This is a genomic window from Comamonas sp. MYb396 (genome assembly GCF_037479555.1).
Classification (GTDB): Bacteria; Pseudomonadota; Gammaproteobacteria; order Burkholderiales; family Burkholderiaceae_C; genus Comamonas.
Genome location: NZ_JBBGYU010000008.1, coordinates 102,442 through 119,659, shown reverse-complemented (window position 1 = coordinate 119,659; position 17,218 = coordinate 102,442). Strand labels below are relative to the sequence as shown.

General features: G+C 63.2%; 11 protein-coding genes and 1 pseudogene. 9 read left to right on the top strand and 3 right to left on the bottom strand.

Annotated elements, in window-relative coordinates; genetic code table 11:
- Positions 1-816 precede the first annotated feature (816 nt).
- Both WH265_RS24255 and WH265_RS18150 read left to right on the top strand, forming a co-directional pair.
- Positions 817-1,230: pseudogene (locus WH265_RS24255) on the top strand (hypothetical protein); the annotation flags it as partial.
- Between the two features lie 66 nt (positions 1,231-1,296).
- The gene (locus WH265_RS18150) at positions 1,297-4,026 is read left to right on the top strand and encodes a prealbumin-like fold domain-containing protein (protein WP_339559181.1); all 2,730 of its coding nucleotides are present in this window, start codon (positions 1,297-1,299) and stop codon (positions 4,024-4,026) included.
- Positions 4,027-4,169: 143 nt separating this feature from the next.
- On the opposite strand, the gene WH265_RS18145 is transcribed toward WH265_RS18150, so the two are convergent.
- Positions 4,170-5,192 (bottom strand): DNA topoisomerase IB, encoded by a 1,023-nt coding sequence (locus WH265_RS18145; protein ID WP_339559180.1) that lies wholly within the window; start codon positions 5,190-5,192, stop codon positions 4,170-4,172.
- 340 nt (positions 5,193-5,532) lie between these two features.
- On the opposite strand from WH265_RS18145, the gene WH265_RS18140 reads away from it, so the two are divergent.
- On the top strand, positions 5,533-5,718 hold the full coding sequence (locus WH265_RS18140; RefSeq protein ID WP_339559179.1) for a hypothetical protein: 186 nt from the start codon (positions 5,533-5,535) through the stop codon (positions 5,716-5,718).
- Positions 5,719-6,277: 559 nt separating this feature from the next.
- Positions 6,278-10,225, top strand: coding sequence for a beta strand repeat-containing protein (locus WH265_RS18135; RefSeq protein ID WP_339559178.1), 3,948 nt, complete (start codon positions 6,278-6,280; stop codon positions 10,223-10,225).
- 183 nt (positions 10,226-10,408) lie between these two features.
- Here WH265_RS18135 and WH265_RS18130 read toward each other — a convergent pair whose 3' ends face one another.
- On the bottom strand, positions 10,409-10,849 hold the full coding sequence (locus WH265_RS18130) for a GNAT family N-acetyltransferase (protein ID WP_339559177.1): 441 nt from the start codon (positions 10,847-10,849) through the stop codon (positions 10,409-10,411).
- Positions 10,850-11,123: 274 nt separating this feature from the next.
- Positions 11,124-12,041 (bottom strand): LysR family transcriptional regulator, encoded by a 918-nt coding sequence (locus WH265_RS18125; RefSeq protein WP_339559176.1) that lies wholly within the window; start codon positions 12,039-12,041, stop codon positions 11,124-11,126.
- Between the two features lie 92 nt (positions 12,042-12,133).
- Between WH265_RS18125 and WH265_RS18120 the strand changes: the two genes are divergently transcribed.
- From WH265_RS18120 to WH265_RS18100, 5 genes are all read left to right on the top strand, one after another.
- Entirely contained in the window at positions 12,134-13,105 is a 972-nt protein-coding gene (locus WH265_RS18120; protein ID WP_339559175.1) for a Bug family tripartite tricarboxylate transporter substrate binding protein, read from the top strand.
- The gene (locus WH265_RS18115) at positions 13,098-13,991 is read left to right on the top strand and encodes an amidohydrolase family protein (RefSeq protein WP_339559174.1); all 894 of its coding nucleotides are present in this window, start codon (positions 13,098-13,100) and stop codon (positions 13,989-13,991) included. Before WH265_RS18120 ends, WH265_RS18115 begins: the two co-directional genes overlap by 8 nt.
- Before the next feature lie 17 nt (positions 13,992-14,008).
- Positions 14,009-14,977 (top strand): hydroxyacid dehydrogenase, encoded by a 969-nt coding sequence (locus tag WH265_RS18110; protein ID WP_339559173.1) that lies wholly within the window; start codon positions 14,009-14,011, stop codon positions 14,975-14,977.
- 54 nt (positions 14,978-15,031) lie between these two features.
- Positions 15,032-15,751, top strand: a complete 720-nt coding sequence (locus WH265_RS18105) for an RraA family protein (RefSeq protein ID WP_339559172.1) — start codon at positions 15,032-15,034, stop codon at positions 15,749-15,751.
- A 114-nt stretch (positions 15,752-15,865) separates the two neighbouring features.
- Positions 15,866-17,143 (top strand): CitMHS family transporter, encoded by a 1,278-nt coding sequence (locus tag WH265_RS18100; protein ID WP_312990002.1) that lies wholly within the window; start codon positions 15,866-15,868, stop codon positions 17,141-17,143.
- Positions 17,144-17,218: the final 75 nt, after the last annotated feature.

Sequence of the window (17,218 nt, the reverse complement as noted above, 5' to 3'; positions counted from 1 at the left end):
TGCCGCGCACAGCGTCCGGATTGGACAGGTGCTGGCGAACCCGGCAGGCCGAGCCCAGCGCCAGGTCAAAGGCGCTGACTGCCAACCTATCGAACTGGCGTTAGCGGTCGAGCTTGGGGCAGGGCGTCACCAGGTTGCCCATACGCTCATGCTGCGAATGTACCGGTGGCAGCGCCGGGCGCCCCTTGCTTTCAGCTTTGGTGCGGTATGCCGCTTAGGGGCGTAGGCATTGTGGTGGCCGTCGCCGCCCATGAGCCCTTCCAAGCCGGTGGACTTGAGCGCAAAGGCTCCGCAGCCAAGTGGCTATGGCTGATGCAAGGGTTTTCCCTGGCACTGTTTTCAATCATTGACATTTAGTTACATAGTCGAGATATTAGCGGCCTCTGCCCACCATCGCAGCGCTGGCGCTCGGTCCCCAAACGGCTTCCTGGTGCGGATGGCCAGCGCGGAGGGTGGATATGGTCGCTGTCGAGCAGCCATAAGCCCTGGCGCTACGCCAAATCAGTGTCGATCAACTTATCAGCAATCTAGATGCGATCAGAGATTGTTCACAGTCTCAATGCCATCTTTGAAATAGAATAGATTTCTTTGATTAATTCATAAATTTATTAGAATTTTTCAATTGTTTGCAATTGCAAGTTGCCTGGAGATTGACTTCTTCATGGCCCTTGGCAGTGGGTAAAGGCCATGGCAGATGAAGCCGCAGAGAGCGGCTTCATTCGATTTTGTGGATGGTTTTGGGTAAACGCCATTAACTCATTTCTTGCAGTTAATGATGGGTTGACGTCGTTTGATAAATTCTTTTAAAGATTTTATATGTCATTTAATTCTATAAAGAAGAGAATATCCAATTTCTGCTTCTTGTTATTCTCTTTTATGCTTTTGCCGGCGTTTGCGCAGGCCCAAACAGCAGATCTGCAGATTACAAAGACAGGGCCGGTATCTGCCAATGGCGGCGATGGTTTTTTGTATGTGCTGACCATGGATAACAACGGCCCAGGTGCAGCGGGCGGGGCCAGTGTGGTCGATAGCTTGCCGCCCAATTTGAGCAATGTTGCCGCTGTCTGCGTGTCTGCCATCAATGGTGCGGCATGCCCAAGCTCCATGGTGATCGACGCCTCGGGTGTCACGGCCACCATTCCCAGCTTTCCGTCTTTGGGGCGGGTGATCATCAACATCACCGGGAATTTCCCCAGCAGTGGCCCTTCGAGTATCACGAACTCTGCACGCGTGGACACCCCGGCAGGGGTGACGGATCCTGATCTGGCCACCAATACCAGCGTGGTGAGTACCGCCATGTCCTATAAAACGGACCTGGCCGTGACCAAGACGCAAAGCAGCAATGTGTTTGCACCGGGTGTTCCCATCACCTACACGATGACACTGCAAAACAATGGACCGGCCAGCGCTGATGGCGCCAATATTCAAGACAGTCTGACCAATTTCGCCAATTACAACTCGGGCCCACCGTATGACTACCTGACGATTGCCAATACCTTTGTCAGCTGTACCGCCTCGGGCGGAGCGGTGTGCCCGGCCAGCTCCAATTTCAATAGCCAGTCTGCTACTGGCATTGACTACGCGTTGTTCAATACCTCCGTGCCCAGCTTGCCCTCGGGAGGCTCGATCAGCATCGTCTACACCATGACGCCGACCATTACCGGTGCGCAGCGTTGCGGCACGGGCGCGGGATTTTTGCAAAACGAGTTCCGGGCATCGGTGCCAGCAGGCATGACCGACGCTAATTACAACAACAATGCTGCGCAAGTCAGCATCTCCACACCGCAGTCGCCCAACTGCCCGCAGTCGGATCTGGCCGTGACCAAGACGCAGAGCACGGACACCTTTACCCCGGGTGCCCCCGTGACCTACACGATGACCCTGGTGAACAACGGCCCCAATGCCGCCGATAGCACCAATATCCGCGATTCCATTACCAGTTTTGCCAACTACAACGCGGGCGCTCCCTACGATTACATGAATATCGAAGCCAGCTTTGTCGACTGCTCGGCTTCGGGCGGTGCGGTTTGCCCGGATGGCCCGAATTTCAACAATATCTCGGCGACCGGTATTGATTACAACCTGTTCAACACGACGGTGCCCAGCCTGCCTGCTGGTGGTGCGCTCACCATTGTCTATACGATGACGCCCACCATTGTGGGCACGCAGCGCTGCAGCTCGGGCGCAGGATTCATCCAGAATGAATTCCGTGCCACCTTGCCCAGCGGCATGACCGATAGCAATTACGACAACAATGCTTCGCAGGTGAGCATTCAAACGCCGCGCGCCCCCGATTGCCCGCAAACCGATCTGGAAGTCACCAAGAGCCAAAGCAGCGACGTGTTTGTGGCAGGGCAGCCCATCACCTACACGATGACCTTGCTCAACCACGGCCCCAATGCGGTGGACCAGGTGCAGATCACCGATTCGATCACCAATTTCGCGAATTACACCTACGGCGCGCCTTACCAGTACATCAATACCAGCACGACCTTTGTCAGCTGTACTGCGGCGGGAGGTGCGGTGTGCCCCGATGCATCGAATTTTGGCAACCAGTCCCAAGCGGGTATTGATGTGATGCTGTTCAGCACCGCCGTTCCCAAGCTGCCGGTGGGAGGCGCGGTGACCGTGGTGTACACGATGACGCCAACGGCGCTACCGGTTCCGTCTTGTGGCAACAGCGCGTCGAGCTTTATCCAGAACACGTTTTCTGCCTCCGTTCCCGCAGGCTATATTGATCTGGGCCCGGCCAGCAACTCGGCCAGCGTATCGCTGCCTGTCAGCTGTGCGGATATTTCCGTGAACAAGAAGGTGGACCCGGTAACGACCAGCGTGAGCGGCTCCACCGTGGTGTACACCATTGATGTGGCCAATGCCACGGGCTCTGCTGCGGCGAACAATGTGGCTTTCTCGGACCCTCTGCCCAGCGGCTTTGTCTACGGCAATGCGGTCTGCGCTGCCCAGACGCCAAACGCCATTTGTGCTGCGGTGAACTACGACGCAGCGAGCCACACGGTGACCAGCACCATCCCTGCGCTTCCCGAAGGCGGCATCGTGCGCTTCGTCATCACTGGATCTGCTGGCAACACGGCTGGCACCTATGCCAATACGGCCTCTGCCGCTGTGGCGCCGGGGTGGCTGGATCCCGTGCCCTCGTCGAACAGCAGCACGGTGAACTTCCAGATCTTCAATACCAGCTCGCCCATCACCGTCACGAAGAAGGTGCAAGGCTTGCCTGCTGCAGGCATGCCCGCAGCGATGACCTTTACTGGCACCATCAGCTGCGGCGCGCAGGCACCGCAGACATGGTCCGCTACCGTTGCCGCTGGCGCCTCGAGCGCGGACAGCGCGGCACTGAGCTTCTATGACAAGGACAGCTGTACGGTGACCGAAGATACGCCGCCCGCAGCGCCCAATGGCTACACCTGGGTGGGGTCGGCGGCCATTGCCCCGAACCCGACCAATGTGCTGGGGCCGACGACGCCCCTGACGGTGGTGGTGACCAATACCCTGGCTGCACTGCCGCCTGGCAAGGTGACGATCGCCAAGCTGGCGCAAACTGCAACGGGTACCCCTGCCACGGGAGCTGCCAGCTTCAGCTTTGCCGGCACCGGCGCGGGTGTGCCCGCCACCATGGCGGTGGCGACCCAGGCTGGCTCCGGTAGCCAGACCATCGACAACCTGGCAGCCGGCCAGAGCTACACCTGGACCGAAGCTGTTCTCGCCGGTTGGAAGCTTGCCAGCATCCAATGTACCGACCAAAATGGCGCCCCGCCGAAAAGCACGATCACGACCGATGTAGCCACGCGGCAGCTGAGCGTTGCCCTGGTATCGGCCGAGGAGCTGGTTTGCACCTTTACCAACCGCCAAACAGAGACGTCCGATGGTGGCCCCACTGATCCCAATGGCCCGGGTACTCCTCAGCTCAAGAAAGTGCCGGCCCTGGATCCATCCAAGCTGGTGCTGATGATGCTGGCAGTTGCAGCCATGGGCATGGCGGGCCTGCGCCGCGCACAACGCCGCTGATCCGATTGCGCCAGGCATTGGGCCGCAACGCCGATATCGTGGAGATATCGGCGTTTTTTCTTTGCGCAAGGGTTGGCGCCAGGCATCCGCATGCACGCTGCAGCCGCTGCCCAATGCGCTAAAGGAGAAGGCCCAAAGCCGTTTTATGGTTTGCGCCGCCGCTTGCCAGTCGCCAAAAACGCCATCAGCGTGCGCTCGGCCTCGCGCAATCCCGCGCTGCCGCGCAGCTTGCCCGCATAGGCATCGCAGCGCGCGCCGCCCTCGGGGCCTTCGCAGACCTCCATCACCAGCGGGTGGATATAGTACTTGCGGCAGACCGCCACGGTATTGCCCAGGTGCTGGGCGACCTGGCGGACGATATCGGGTGCCGTCAGCGGCGCATCGCTGCTGCGCGACTGCAGCGCCAGCGACAAGGCCAGCACGCTGGCATGCCAGGTGCGAAAGTCCTTGGCGCTGAAGTCCTCTCCGGCGATCTCGTGCAGATAGGCATTCACATGCTCAGAGCGCAGTTGCTTGCGCTCGCCCGCGTCATCCACATACTGGAACAGCCGCTGGCCCGGCAGGTCCTGGCAGCGCCGCACGATGCGCGCGACGCGCGGGTCCTCCAGCTCCACCTGCTGCTCCACGCCGCTCTTGCCTTTGAACGCCAGCCGGATGCGCGATGCGCGCATCGTCACATGGCGGTTGCGCAGGGTCGTCAGCCCAAACGAGCCGTTCTCGCGCGCATAGCTGTCGTTGCCAATGCGCAGCGCCGTGGTGTCCAGGAGGCGGACCACCGCTGCCGCCACCGAGGCCTGCGTGGTATCGCCCGCTTTCAGGTCGCGCTGGATGCGCCGTCGAATCAGCCCCAGCTTCGCCGCAAAAGCCGCCATGCGCTCGAACTTGGTCTGCTTGCGCTGCTCCTGCCACAGCGGGTGGTAGCGGTACTGCTTGCGCCCCCGGGCATCGCGGCCCGTCGCCTGCAGGTGGCCCTGCGGATCGGGGCAGATCCACACATCGGTGTAAGCGGGAGGAATGACCAAGAGGCGAATACGTTCGAGCTGGCGGGGGTTGCGGATGGTCTGCCCACGCTGGTTTCGGTAGACAAACCCGTCGCCGCGCTGGATGCGCTGCCAGCCGGGCGAGGCATCGGTGACATAAGCCAAAGGCTTTTGGGGTTTGACCATGTGGTGCTGCTCTTGTGGTTTTGAGAAATGCGCTGAGCTCGTCGCAAAAGCGTAGTGGCGACCCCGGCAGCCCGCTGTCAGCGAGGGGCTTGCGCGGGCCTCCTGTTTTGGCGCATCTGCGCCTCAGACGGGGCTGCTGCGCAGATGCGGGGCAGATGCCGCACTGTGGTCTTGGCAAAGCCGGGGCAGCCGGGACCGTGCTTGGCGGAAAAGTTCAACCGGCTGGCACGGGCGCCCTGTAAGCGGAAATCGCTTCGTTATGTAGTTTTTGTAACGCCGGATAGATTTCATCAAATAAATAGGTAGAGTTAATTTTTCAAAGAAAATTGAAGAAAACCAAATGTCAGAACGTTCTAGCAACCTGCAGGATTTGGCTGAAAGATTGGCAGCCTTGAGGGAAGAAGGGGCGGAGTTGCTGGCCCGCAGGCCGGCGCCGGGCACCAGCGACCATGCGCGCTTGTCCTGGATCGATGCCCAGATAGAGGCGTTGAGCCGGCAGCTTCAGCAGGGGGCGGGTCAACCTTGAGCCTTGGACTTGCGCGCGGCATGTTGTGCAGGCTGCACCTAGGTACCGGCTCGCATGGGGCCCTCGGCAAGCGCTATCGGGCGGAGGCCAACCGCTGTTTGCCCTTGCATGCGCAGAAGCGGATGGCAGCATGCCAGGCACCTGTTCTGTATTCTTCCGCTTGGGCCAAACCACGCCATCGGTGACGCCGAGTAGGTCTGGCAAGCTTGGCGGCTGGACGCTGATAAGCAAGCGGACTGCATTGGCTTTAACCCGAGCGCTGAACCAGCGCCCCAGTGCCGGGCATGGGCCTCGAGATACCTCCACATCTCCCCTGGGCAGGCCCTGAAAGCCCGCCACCCGCAGCCGAATCACTAATTTACGGGATGGCAAAACCGGCTTGCCCCTTTAGTCTGCGCTCAAGACAAGACTGGGGGTAACTATGGTTGGATTTGGCAACGCTGGTAACACCAACCGGCGGGCGCAAGGTGGGAGAGTTGGTTTGGCAACGCAGCTGGAATGCACTGTGCAGGCAAGGGCAGCCGGGAGCCGTTTGCGGCAGCTGGTTTTGCTGGGCAGTTTGGCATTGGTCGTTGCACTGCCACTGGCGGCGCAGGCCAAAACCTATGTGGTCAATGCCGTAACCAGCGCTACCGTCAATGCGTCCGGCTGCGGTGCAGGCAATAGTGGCACTTGCACCCTCGGCAATGCGATTTTGGCGCTCAATGCCGATGCAGACAGCAGCGTTGCGGCGCGCATCGAGTTTGATGCGGGCCTGTTTTCGTCTCCGCAGACGATTGCGGTGAGCCAATTGGCCCCGCGTTACAGCGTGGACATTGCGGGCCCGGGTGCGCATCTGCTGACCTTGAGGGGCAGCACCTCGCAGACCATGTTTGTGATGAACGCGGGCCAAGGCGCGAGCGGTACCGGAAGTACCTTGGAGGTTCGTCTCGCTGGGCTGCGCATCAGTGGCGCGCGCCAAGGCATCAACAGCGCTGCCAAGCTCACGGTCGACAGCTGCTGGATCGATAGCAACACCAACACCAGCACGAGCAACGGTGGCGGTATCCTCAACCGCGGCAGCCTCAGCTTGCTCAACAGCACGGTGGCCAATAACACGGCCAGCAACGCGTCGTTTGGCTACGGCGGCGGCATCCAGAATGATCCGACTGCCACGGCGCTGCTGATCCACAACAGCACCATTGCCAACAATGTGGCCCGCCAGGGTGGCGGCATCAACAGTAGCTCAGGTGGCAGCATTGCCATCCACAACTCCACCATCAGCGCAAACCAAGCGACCAGTTGGGGTGGAGGCTTCTACAGGGAGGGCAGCAGCGCGCCGTTGGTGGTCAACTCCATCATTCGCGGCAACACGGCGCCAAGCTTTCCGAATGTGGTGGGCGGCAGCAGCTTGGTGAACCAGAACAGTGCCGTCCATACCGCCAGTGCAGCTGACACAGGCCTGCCTGCGATCGGGCTTGCCGCTTTGGGCGCCTATGGCGGCACCATGCCAACGATGCCGCCCCTGGCGGGCTCGCCGGCGCTGGGCCTGGGCCGCTATGCAGCAGGCGAGCAGGCTTTCGACCAGATCGGCGCACCGCGCCCAGCCACCGTGGGTGCGGTGATGGATGCAGGTGCTGTGCAAGGCCAGGCCTATACCCTGGCGTTTGCCAGCCCTTCGCCTTTCCCCAGCCAGGTGGCGCCGGGCGCGGCGTTGCCGGTGACGGTGGATGTGCAAAGCAGCGGACAGCCTCTGCTGGGGGTGACCCCGGCCTTGCTTGCCAGCACACATGCTGGCCTGACCTCCAGCGCCAGCTGCGCGCCGAGCAATGCCAGCGGCCAGGCTGCTTGCACGGTCAGCTTCACATTGCCCGGTGGCGTGCCGGTTGCGGGCGTCAGCCTCAATGCGCACCTGGGCGCAGCCTCGGTCAGCAGCGCGGCCTTTACCGTCGCGGCCCAGCAGCTGGGCGGATTTGGTATCAGCCTGCCAGCGCAAGTGGCTGCGGGCCAGGCGTTTAACTTCAGCGTCAACGCGCTCGATACCGATGGCCATGCGATGCCCAGCTACAGCGGCACCGTGCATTTCAGCAGCAGTGATGCCGGGGCACAGTTGCCCGCAGGTGCCGCACTCTCCGGCGGTGCGGGCAGTTTCAGCGCCACCTTGGCCGCCACGGGCAGCCAGCAGATCACGGTGGCAGATGCGCTGTCCAACCCCGTGGTACAAGGCTCGGCCAGCACGCAGGTGCTGTTGCTGCCGCCCCTCGTCACCAGTCTGGCGCCCTCCGTGGCCGATGCCGCAGGCGGCACGGTGGTGACGGTGAACGGCAGCCACTTTGATGCCACGGCCCAAGTGCAGTTTGCAGGCTATACCTATATCCAGCCTTTCAATGTGACGCCCACGTCGCTCAGCTTTGTGGCGCCGGCTGGCGCGGGCGGCAGCGATGCAGCGGTACAGGTGTTTACCCAAGGCTGCTATATGGCCGTGCCCAACGCCAATTGCATGAGCCCCATCACGCCCGCCAGCGTGTTGCGCTTCTTTGCGGCCAGCTATGTGGTCAACAACGCTGGCGACAGCGATGGCAGCAACCCACAAGCCTGCGCCCAGGGCAATGCCAACACCTGCACCTTGCGCGATGCGGTGCTGCAGGCCAATATGCTGGGCGGCGCGCCCGTCATCCAGTTTGATGCCAGCGTGTTCAACCCCGCTGCTCCGCAGACCATCAGCTTGGCCCATGGCCAGATCAGCCTGGCCAAAAGCATGGCCATCGAGGGCCCGGGCGCCGATGTGCTGACGGTCAGCGGCAATGGTGCCAGCCGTGTGCTGCAGATCGAGGCCGCCGCGCAGCCGGTGCGCCTGGCGGGCCTGCGCCTGGCGCAAGGCCGCTCCAATGGCGGCAGCGCGGTGCTCAACCATTCATCCGGCTTGGTGCAGTTGCAAAACCTGGTGCTGGCGCAGAATGTGGCCGCAGCCGGTGGCTATAGCGGTGACAATGACACGCTGGCCCAGGCGGGCTCGGGCGGCGCCGTGTACTCGCATGGAACGGGTGCGTTGGAGATTGAAGGTTCCAGCTTCGACAGCAACAGTGCTGCGCAACTGGGCGGTGGTCTGCTGGTGGCGGCGGGCAACACCGCCACCTTGCGCGGCAGCACCTGGGTGTCCAACCAAGGCGACCTGGGCGGCAGTGCGCTTGCCAACCTGGGCAGTGTGGCGCAGATCGAGAACAGCACCTTCAGCGCCAATGCCAGCCCGAACGCGGCCGGCCAAGGCGGCACCCTGTTCAGCCAGGGCCAGAGCCGTTTGGTGCTGCTGAACAGCACGCTGGCAGGCAATAGCAGCGGCATTGCCGGTGGTATCAGTGGCGCAGCCGACGGTGGCAACACCCCCAGCCTGAACCTGGTGAACAGCATCGTGGCCGGCAACAGCGGCGGCGCTGGGCCAGCGGCTGATATCCGCAGCACAGGGCTGACCCTCATTGATGGCGGTGGCAATGTCTTTACCCAGGACACGCCTACGACCATCGACCCCGGCCTGGCACCGCTGGGCCACTACGGCGGCAACACGCAAACCCTGCTGGCGCTGCCCGGTTCGCGCAGCATTTGTGCGGGCGTGGCCAGCGCGGCAGAGGTGACGGTGCCACCGCTGGACCAGCGCGGCGCCGCGCGCCCCTATGTGGCCGATGGCCTGGTGCCCGCATCCTGCGTGGATGCCGGTGCCGTGCAAAGCCATTACGCGATGCAGTTCAGCGTGCAGCCATCAGCGGTGGCGCTGAACACGCCCATGCTGCCAGCGCCGCAAGTCACACTGCAAGAAAACGGCCAGGCCTTTAGCAGTACCAGCTACCCAGCCCTTGGCGCACTCGCCTCGTTGGGCAGCGTGCAGCTGGCCCAAGGCCCGGGCATGGGCCGCCTGGCCAAGCTGGTGTTGGCCACCACGCCGGTATCGGTAGACCTGGCCACTGCCACCGGCACTGCCGTGTTTGACGACCTGGAGTTTGCCCAAGCCGGCAGCCAGAGCCTCGTCGCCAGCCTGGCGCTCAACCCCAACCTGGCCGAGCCGGCGCTGCTGCAAACCAGCAGCGCCAGCTTTGCCGTTGGCCAGGCTGCCGCGCAGGTCAGCCTGGAGGCCAGCCCGCAGCAAGTGCAGCAGGGCCAGGCAGTGACCTTGACCGCCACGGTGATCGGCAGCGCCCCTGGCGGCACCGTCACCTTCAGCGATGGCCCCAGCGTGCTCTGCGGCGGCCCTGTGGCCCTTGTCACCGTGGGCGATACCGCCACCGCCAGCTGCACCACCTCCGCGTTGGCGCAGGGCGAGCGCGCTATCACCGTGACCTACAGCGGCGATAGCAACAACGCCGCCGCTGTGACCTTGACCCCGTCGCAGGTGGTCGTCACCGCGCCTCCGGGCAACGGCGGCGCCAACCCCATTGCGGTCCCTGCGCTGTCGGGCTGGGCGCTGGCCTTGCTGGCAGCGCTGGTGGGCGGGATGGGCCTGGTCGGGCGCCGTGTGGTGGCGCGCAAGGCCGATTGAGTGGTGGGGCGCCGGGCCAGCCTGTATTGCGGGAGCTTGGTGCCGCGAATTTTGAAAAAGCTGGGTTGGAGGGGTGTAGGAGGGCAGGGTGCTCAGCCCTTGGGGCACGGCTGGCCTGGTAGTGAATGCCGGGCCAGCCGTTGTCTCTTGTGCGAACTGGCTCTATGTTCGTGGGCCATGAAATTAATTCAGCTGGTTGAGTGCTTGGTATATTTTTGGTTTGTAGATTTCCATATATGTGTTTGGATGCAGCGGTGGTTTAAATCCAAATTTCTCGTATAGACCATGGGCATCGCTGGTGGCCAATGTAAATCGCCGCAGCCCTTGCAGCTGGGGGTGGCTGAACACGGCTTCCATCAGAGCGAAGCCATAGCCTTTGCCCCGGCACTCGGGCACAACAAAGACGTCTACCAGGTTGGCAAAGGTCGCGCTGTCCGTGATCACGCGGGCAAAGGCCACTTGTTGGTGGTCGATAAACCCCCCAAAGCAAAGGGAGTGGTCGATGGCTTTTGCTAGGGTATGCAGGGGAATATTTCTTGCCCATGCGGTTTGCGTAGAGAGAAACTGGTGGATGAGCGGTATATTCAACTCGCTCTTATCGGTGCTCACGCGAAGATTGGTCATGCTTGGTATGGCTAATGCAGTGTCTGAGCGGTCGTAGATAGTCAGCTATTGCTTGCCTGGGGCTGATTCCTTGGATAGCTTCTTCTACAGCGCGCATCGGCAGCTTGGTGCGGCGGTGGTTGGATGAATTGCATTGTCGGCCAATAGATTGCATGTGCTAGACCTCAGCGTCAATGCCGCAATCGTCCTTTTGGGCAAGGGATGCGTATCAGCGGCTTTAGCTAAAGCAGGGTAGAGCACCCGCGCAAGTGCCGGCTGTGTTGTGCTGAACACCTCAATCCCCAACTCCCACAAACAAACTCCGCCCCCGCTCCCGCAGCAGATTCAGCAAGCGGCGGGCCGCAGGCGATAGGTAGCCGGATCGGCGGTAGGTCACGCCGAGCTTGCGGTGCAGCTGCAATTCCTTGAGCGGTACTTCGCGCAGCGCCTGGTGGCCACGGGCTTCTGCCAAGGTGTGGCGGGACAGAAAGCTCAGCAGCTCGTTGTGGGCAATCAGGCGGGGCAGCAGGGGAATGGAGTTGGCGTTGATCTGCACCTGCGGGGTCGAGAGGCCCCGGGCACGAAAGGCGGCATCCAGCCATTGCCGGCTGGGGATGCTCTCGAGCGGCAGCACCCATTTCCAGCGCAGCAGCGATTCGATGGTGATCTGCGGCAGCGCAAATACCGGGTGCCGGCGGCTGGTGGCGACCACGACGACGTCGTCGACGATGGCATGCGATACCAGCTCCTCATCGTCGTCCGGCATCAGGCCGATCAGCAGATCGAGCGAGCCTTCCTTCAAGCGCTCGCGCAGCATCAGGCTGGGCCCGGTGGTGATGTCGATCGTGGTCTCGGGCGCCTCGGCCAGCAGCAGGTTGCAGATTTCTGGCAAGACATAGTCGGCGGCGATGGGGCCGCTGCCAATGCGCACATGGCCGGCCTGGCCCCGCGAGAAGTCGTTGACCTCGCGCAGCACTTCCTCGGTCGTGCCCCGCAGCAGCCGGGCCCGGGCCAGCAGTACCTCACCCACGGCGGTGAGCTGGATGCCCCGGCCCTTGCGCTCAAACAGCTCGCACTCGAATGCATCTTCCAGCCGCTGGATGGCCTTGCTCAGGGCCGGCTGCGTGCGGCCCAGCTTGTCGGCTGCCAGGCCGACATGGCCGGCATCGGCCACCGCTTCGAAGTATTTGAGGTCCCGAAAATTGATGTCCATCGATAACTTTTAGGAATTGTTTTATGAAAATTATCCAATGGACGGAATGATTTGTCGACTGGAGAATGCGATCCCATAACAGGAGACAAGACATGCGCAATGTGACTAAAAAGGCTGCAGTGGCAGCGCTGGCCTTCGCTTGCTCGGCGGCCTTTGCAGGCGACTGGCCAACCCGCGCCATCACCCTGGTGGTGCCCTTTGCCCCGGGCGGCAATATCGATTTCACGGCTCGGGCCATTTCGGACCTGATTGGCAAATCACTGGGCCAGCCGGTCATCGTCGAGAACCGGCCAGGCGCCGGCGGCGTGATCGGCGCGGCCTATGTGGCCCGCGCCAAGCCCGATGGCTATACCTTGCTGCTGGGCAACTCCGGCCCCAATGCGGTGGCCAATTCGGTCAGCAAAAAGGTGCCGTACGACGGCGTCAAGAGCTTCACCGTCATCGGCGGCATCACCACCAATCCGGCGGTGCTGACGATCTCCACCCACATCCCCGCCAGCAACTTCGCGCAGTTCAATGCCTATGCCAAGGGCCGCGCGGGCGGCGCCAGCGTGGGTACCGCTGGCAATGGCTCCTTCACCCATCTGGCCATCGAGCTGGTGCGGGCCGCCACGGCCACGCCCATCACCGTCATCCCCTACAAAGGCACGGGCCCTGCAGCGGCCGACCTGATGGGCCATACCCTGGATGCGATGGTGGACCAGATCACCACGGCCGCACCGCTGATCCGGGATGGCCGCGTCAAGGCCATCGCCCAGCTGGGCCCCCTGCGCTCGCCGCTGATGCCCGATGTGCCCACCTTGGCGGAGCAGGGCTTCCCGGCGGTGGATGCCACGCTCTACACCGGCTTGTTTGCGCCGGCAGGTCTGCCTCCGGCCGTTTTGGACAAACTCTCCAGCGCGTTGACGGCCGCCCTGAAGGACCCCAAGGTGCAGCAGCGCTACCGGGAGATGGGTGCCGAGCCCACGGCGCTGGGCCGTGTCGAATTTGAAGCCTATGTGGCGGCCGAGGCCAAGCGCTGGGCCAGCGCGGCCCAGACCAGCAAGGTGTCGATCGATGACTGATGCTGTGGCCGCCACCGGCAAGCATGCGTCGCCTGCGCTGCCTTCACCGCTGCTGTCAGGCCCTGAATGGGCGGGCGCCTGCGACTGCCATATCCATATCAACGATCCCCGCTACCCCTATGCGGCGGGGGCCGACCTCCATCCGCCCGCAGCCACTGTGGCCGATTACCGGCAACTGCAGGCGCGGCTGGGCACCCGCAGGGTGGTGGTGGTGCAGCCCTCCAGCTACGGAACGGACAACCGCTGCACCTTGGATGCGGTGGCCGAGCTGGGCCTGGATGCCGCCCGCGCCGTCGTCGTGGTGGATGCCAGCACGAGCGCGGACGATATGGCCGCCATGCACCAGCGCGGCGCCCGTGGCGTGCGCTTCAACCTGCTGCGGCCATCGCCGGTGGCTGCCGCCCATATGCAAGCAATTGCGCGGTTGATTGCGCCCTGGGGCTGGCATCTGCAGCTCCACGCCAGTGCCGACCAGATTGCCGCGCTGGCGCCGGCCATACGCGATCTGCCCGTGCCGGTGGTGTTTGACCACCTCGCCCGTCTGCCGGGCCATGGCGGCAGTGCGCACCCTGCGTTCGACCTGGTGGCCGAGCTGCTGCAGCAGCAGCGCGCCTGGCTCAAGCTGTCGGGCGCAGAGCTCGATGGCGCGGCCGAGGCGCCGGGCTACGCCTCGGCCGCCGGTGTCGCCCAAAGCTTTATTGCGCTGGCTCCGGACCGCCTGGTCTGGGGCAGCAACTGGCCGCACCCTGCCATTCACAAGACCGGGTATGCGGCCCCCGATGACGCAGCGCTGCTGCGTTGGCTGTCTGCCTGTGCACCCGATAGCGCCGTGCAACGGCAGATCCTGCTGGACAACGCCTGCAACTTGTACGGCTTCAGCGTTTGATTTTTTGACCCACACCTATGACTTTCTGCATCTTTGTTACTGCACCCCGTCTGGCCCCAAGCGGGGTTGACCTGCTGGCCGAGGCCAACGCCCGTGTCATCTATCTGAAAGATGGCAACAGCGCCGAGGAGGTGGAGCACATCATGGCGACCGAACCGGTCGATGCCGTCATCTCGCGCACCGTCGCGCTGTCGGCCAAGGCCATTGTCTCCTGCCCCACGCTCAAGGTCATCTCCAAGCATGGCGTGGGCGTCAGCAATATCGATGTCGACGCGGCTACGGCGCGCAGCATTCCTGTGTATGTCACGCCTGGCGCCAATGCCCAGTCCGTGGCCGAGATGAGCTTGGGCCTGATGTTTGCCGCCGCCCGCCGTATTGCCTGGATGGACAGCGAGCTGCATGCCGGCCGCTGGTCGCGCGTGCAGGATGGCATCGAGCTGCAGGGCCGCACCTTGGCACTGGTCGGGTTTGGGCAGATCGGGCAGCGGGTGGCAGCGGCTGCGCTGGCCATCGGCATGCAGGTGGTTGGGTTTGACCCGGCTCTGGCACAGAGCCCCAACCCCGCCGTTCGTCTGCTGGGCTCTTTCGACGAACTGCTGGGCCATGCCGATGTGCTGAGCCTGCATGTGCCCCTGAACAAGCACACCCGCGGCATGCTGGGTGCCGAGCAGATCGCCAAACTGCCACGCGGCGCGATCGTGGTGAACACCGCGCGCGGCGAGGTGATTGACGAGGCAGCGCTGATCGATGCCTTGAAGACCGGGCAGCTCTATGCCGCCGGCCTGGACACCATGCACGAGGAGCCACTGCCAGCGGACCACCCGCTGACCCGCCTGCCCAATGTGGTGCTGACCCCGCATGTGGGCGGCTCCACGCCCGCCGCCTTGGCCGGCATGGCCTCGGGCGCCGCCCGCAATGTGCTGGGCTGGCTGCAAGGGCAGCCAGCCGATGCCGCGGCCTGCGTGAACGGGCAGGTACTGGCTTGATGCCCGCCCAACGACCTTCGATACCTTTTCCCTCCTTATCCGAGAAAGCGCAGCATGAGTTCTGACAACACCACCCCCACCGCCACCGCATCGCTCCAATGGCCTGCGGGCAACCGCATCAACCCCCGTGTGGACGGGCCTGCGGCCGATGTCGTGGCCGCGTTTCGCGAGATTCCGGTGGCCGCGATTGGCGATGCGATGAGCCGCAATATCGGCACCATCGGTCTGCGCCAGTACCATGCGCGGCTGGACACCGTCATGTGCGGCCCAGCGGTGACGGTGCGCGTGCGCCCGGGCGACAACCTGATGATCCACAAGGCGCTGATGATGGTGCAGCCCGGCGATGTGCTGGTGATCGATGGCGGCGGCGATGTGGCCCAAGCCCTGGTCGGTGGCCTGATCCGTACCACCTGCGTGGCCAAGAAGCTGGGCGGCCTGGTGATCGACGGCGCCGTGCGCGACCTCTGCGAATGGGCCGAAGAGGGCATGCCGCTGTTTGCCAAGGCCCACACGCACCGGGGCCCGAGCAAGGACGGCCCGGGCGAGATCAACATCCCCATCTCCTGCGCCGGCATGGCCGTGCTGCCGGGTGACCTGATCGTTGGCGATGCCGATGGCGTGATCGCGATCCCGGCCGCCGAGGCTGCCCGGGTGCTGGAGCTGGGCCGGGCGCATCTGGTCAAGGAAGCCAAGATCCGCGCCGACAATGAGGCCGGCCGCTCGGACCCCGAGCGCTTTGACGCCACCTTGCGCGCCAAGGGCCTGCCGGTCTGATCGCCAGCCCTTTCCGCATCCATACCAAGAAGGTCAGCAGGACCCCTCGCTGACCCCTTTACCAAGACACATCTCCCTTCGGGCTAGCGCCCGCAGGGGTGGAGGAACACGTCCATGCTCGTCGCATTGAGCTTTGCCATGTTTGCCTGTTTCATCTACCTGCTGATCAGCGGGCGGATGTCGGCCGTGGCCACCCTGATTCTGATCCCGACCATTTTTGCGCTGATTGGAGGCTTTGGCCCCGAGATGGGCGCCATGGTCATCAAGGGCGTTCGCACCATCGCACCGACCGGCGTTTTGCTGATCTTCGCGATGGCCTATTTCATGCTGATGACCGACACCGGTCTGTTCGATCCGATCATCCGCCGCATCGTCAGCGCGGTCGGCGGCGATCCCGTCAAGATCTTTATCGGCACCGTGGCGCTGGGCTACCTGGTCGCGCTCGATGGCGATGGCGCAACGGTCTACATGATTGTGCTGTCGGCCTTCTTGCCGATCTACAAGCGCCTGGGCCTGTCCTTGCCGCTGGTGGCGGTGTTGCTGCTGCAATGCACCGGCATTGGCAACCTGCTGCCCTGGGGCGGCCCTACGGCGCGGGCCGCTGCCTCGATGAAGGTCGAGATGTCCGAGGTGTTCACGCCGCTGATCGCGCCACTGCTGGCCTGCGTGGTCTGGGCCTTCTTTCTGGCCTGGCTGTTTGGCAAGCGTGAGCGCAGCCGCCTGGGCATCGTCCAGCTCGACACGGCGCAGATGCTCGAGCAGCACCCGCCCGCCGGCTGGAAGCTGTACTTCAACTGGGCGCTGACCATCGGTCTGATGGTGGGCCTGGTGATGGAAGTACTGCCGCTGGCCTATTTGTTCATGCTGGCGACTGCAATCGCCTTTGTGGTGAACTTCCCCAAGCACCAGGACCAGCAAAAGCGCATGGCCGAACATGCGCCCGCCATCCTGTCCGTCGCCATGATGCTGTTTGCCGCCAGCGTCTTTATCGGGATCCTGAACGAAACCGGCATGGCCTCGGCACTGGCCAAGACCATCGTCGCCATCGTTCCCGAGGCTTTGGGCCCTTATATGGCGGTAGTCACCGCCTTGGTCAGCATCCCGATGACCTGGGTCGTCTCCAACGATGTGTTCTATTTCGGCATGCTGCCCATCCTGGCAGAGGCTGCTGCCCATTACGGCGTGACGGGCGCCGAGATGGCCCGCGCTTCGCTGATCGGCCAGCCCGTACACATCCTGAGCCCGCTGGTCGCCTCCACCTATTTGCTGGTCAGCATGCTGGATCTCAACTACGGCGCCGTGCAAAAGCAGGCCATCAAGTGGGCGGTGGGCTCGAGCATGGTGATGCTGCTGGCATCGCTGGCGCTGGGTGTGGTGCCCTTGGTGAAGTAACGCCACGCACCTGGGATATGTACGGAAGGGGGCCTGCGCTCCCTTTTTTTTGCGCATGCCCTGGCAGCTATGGCG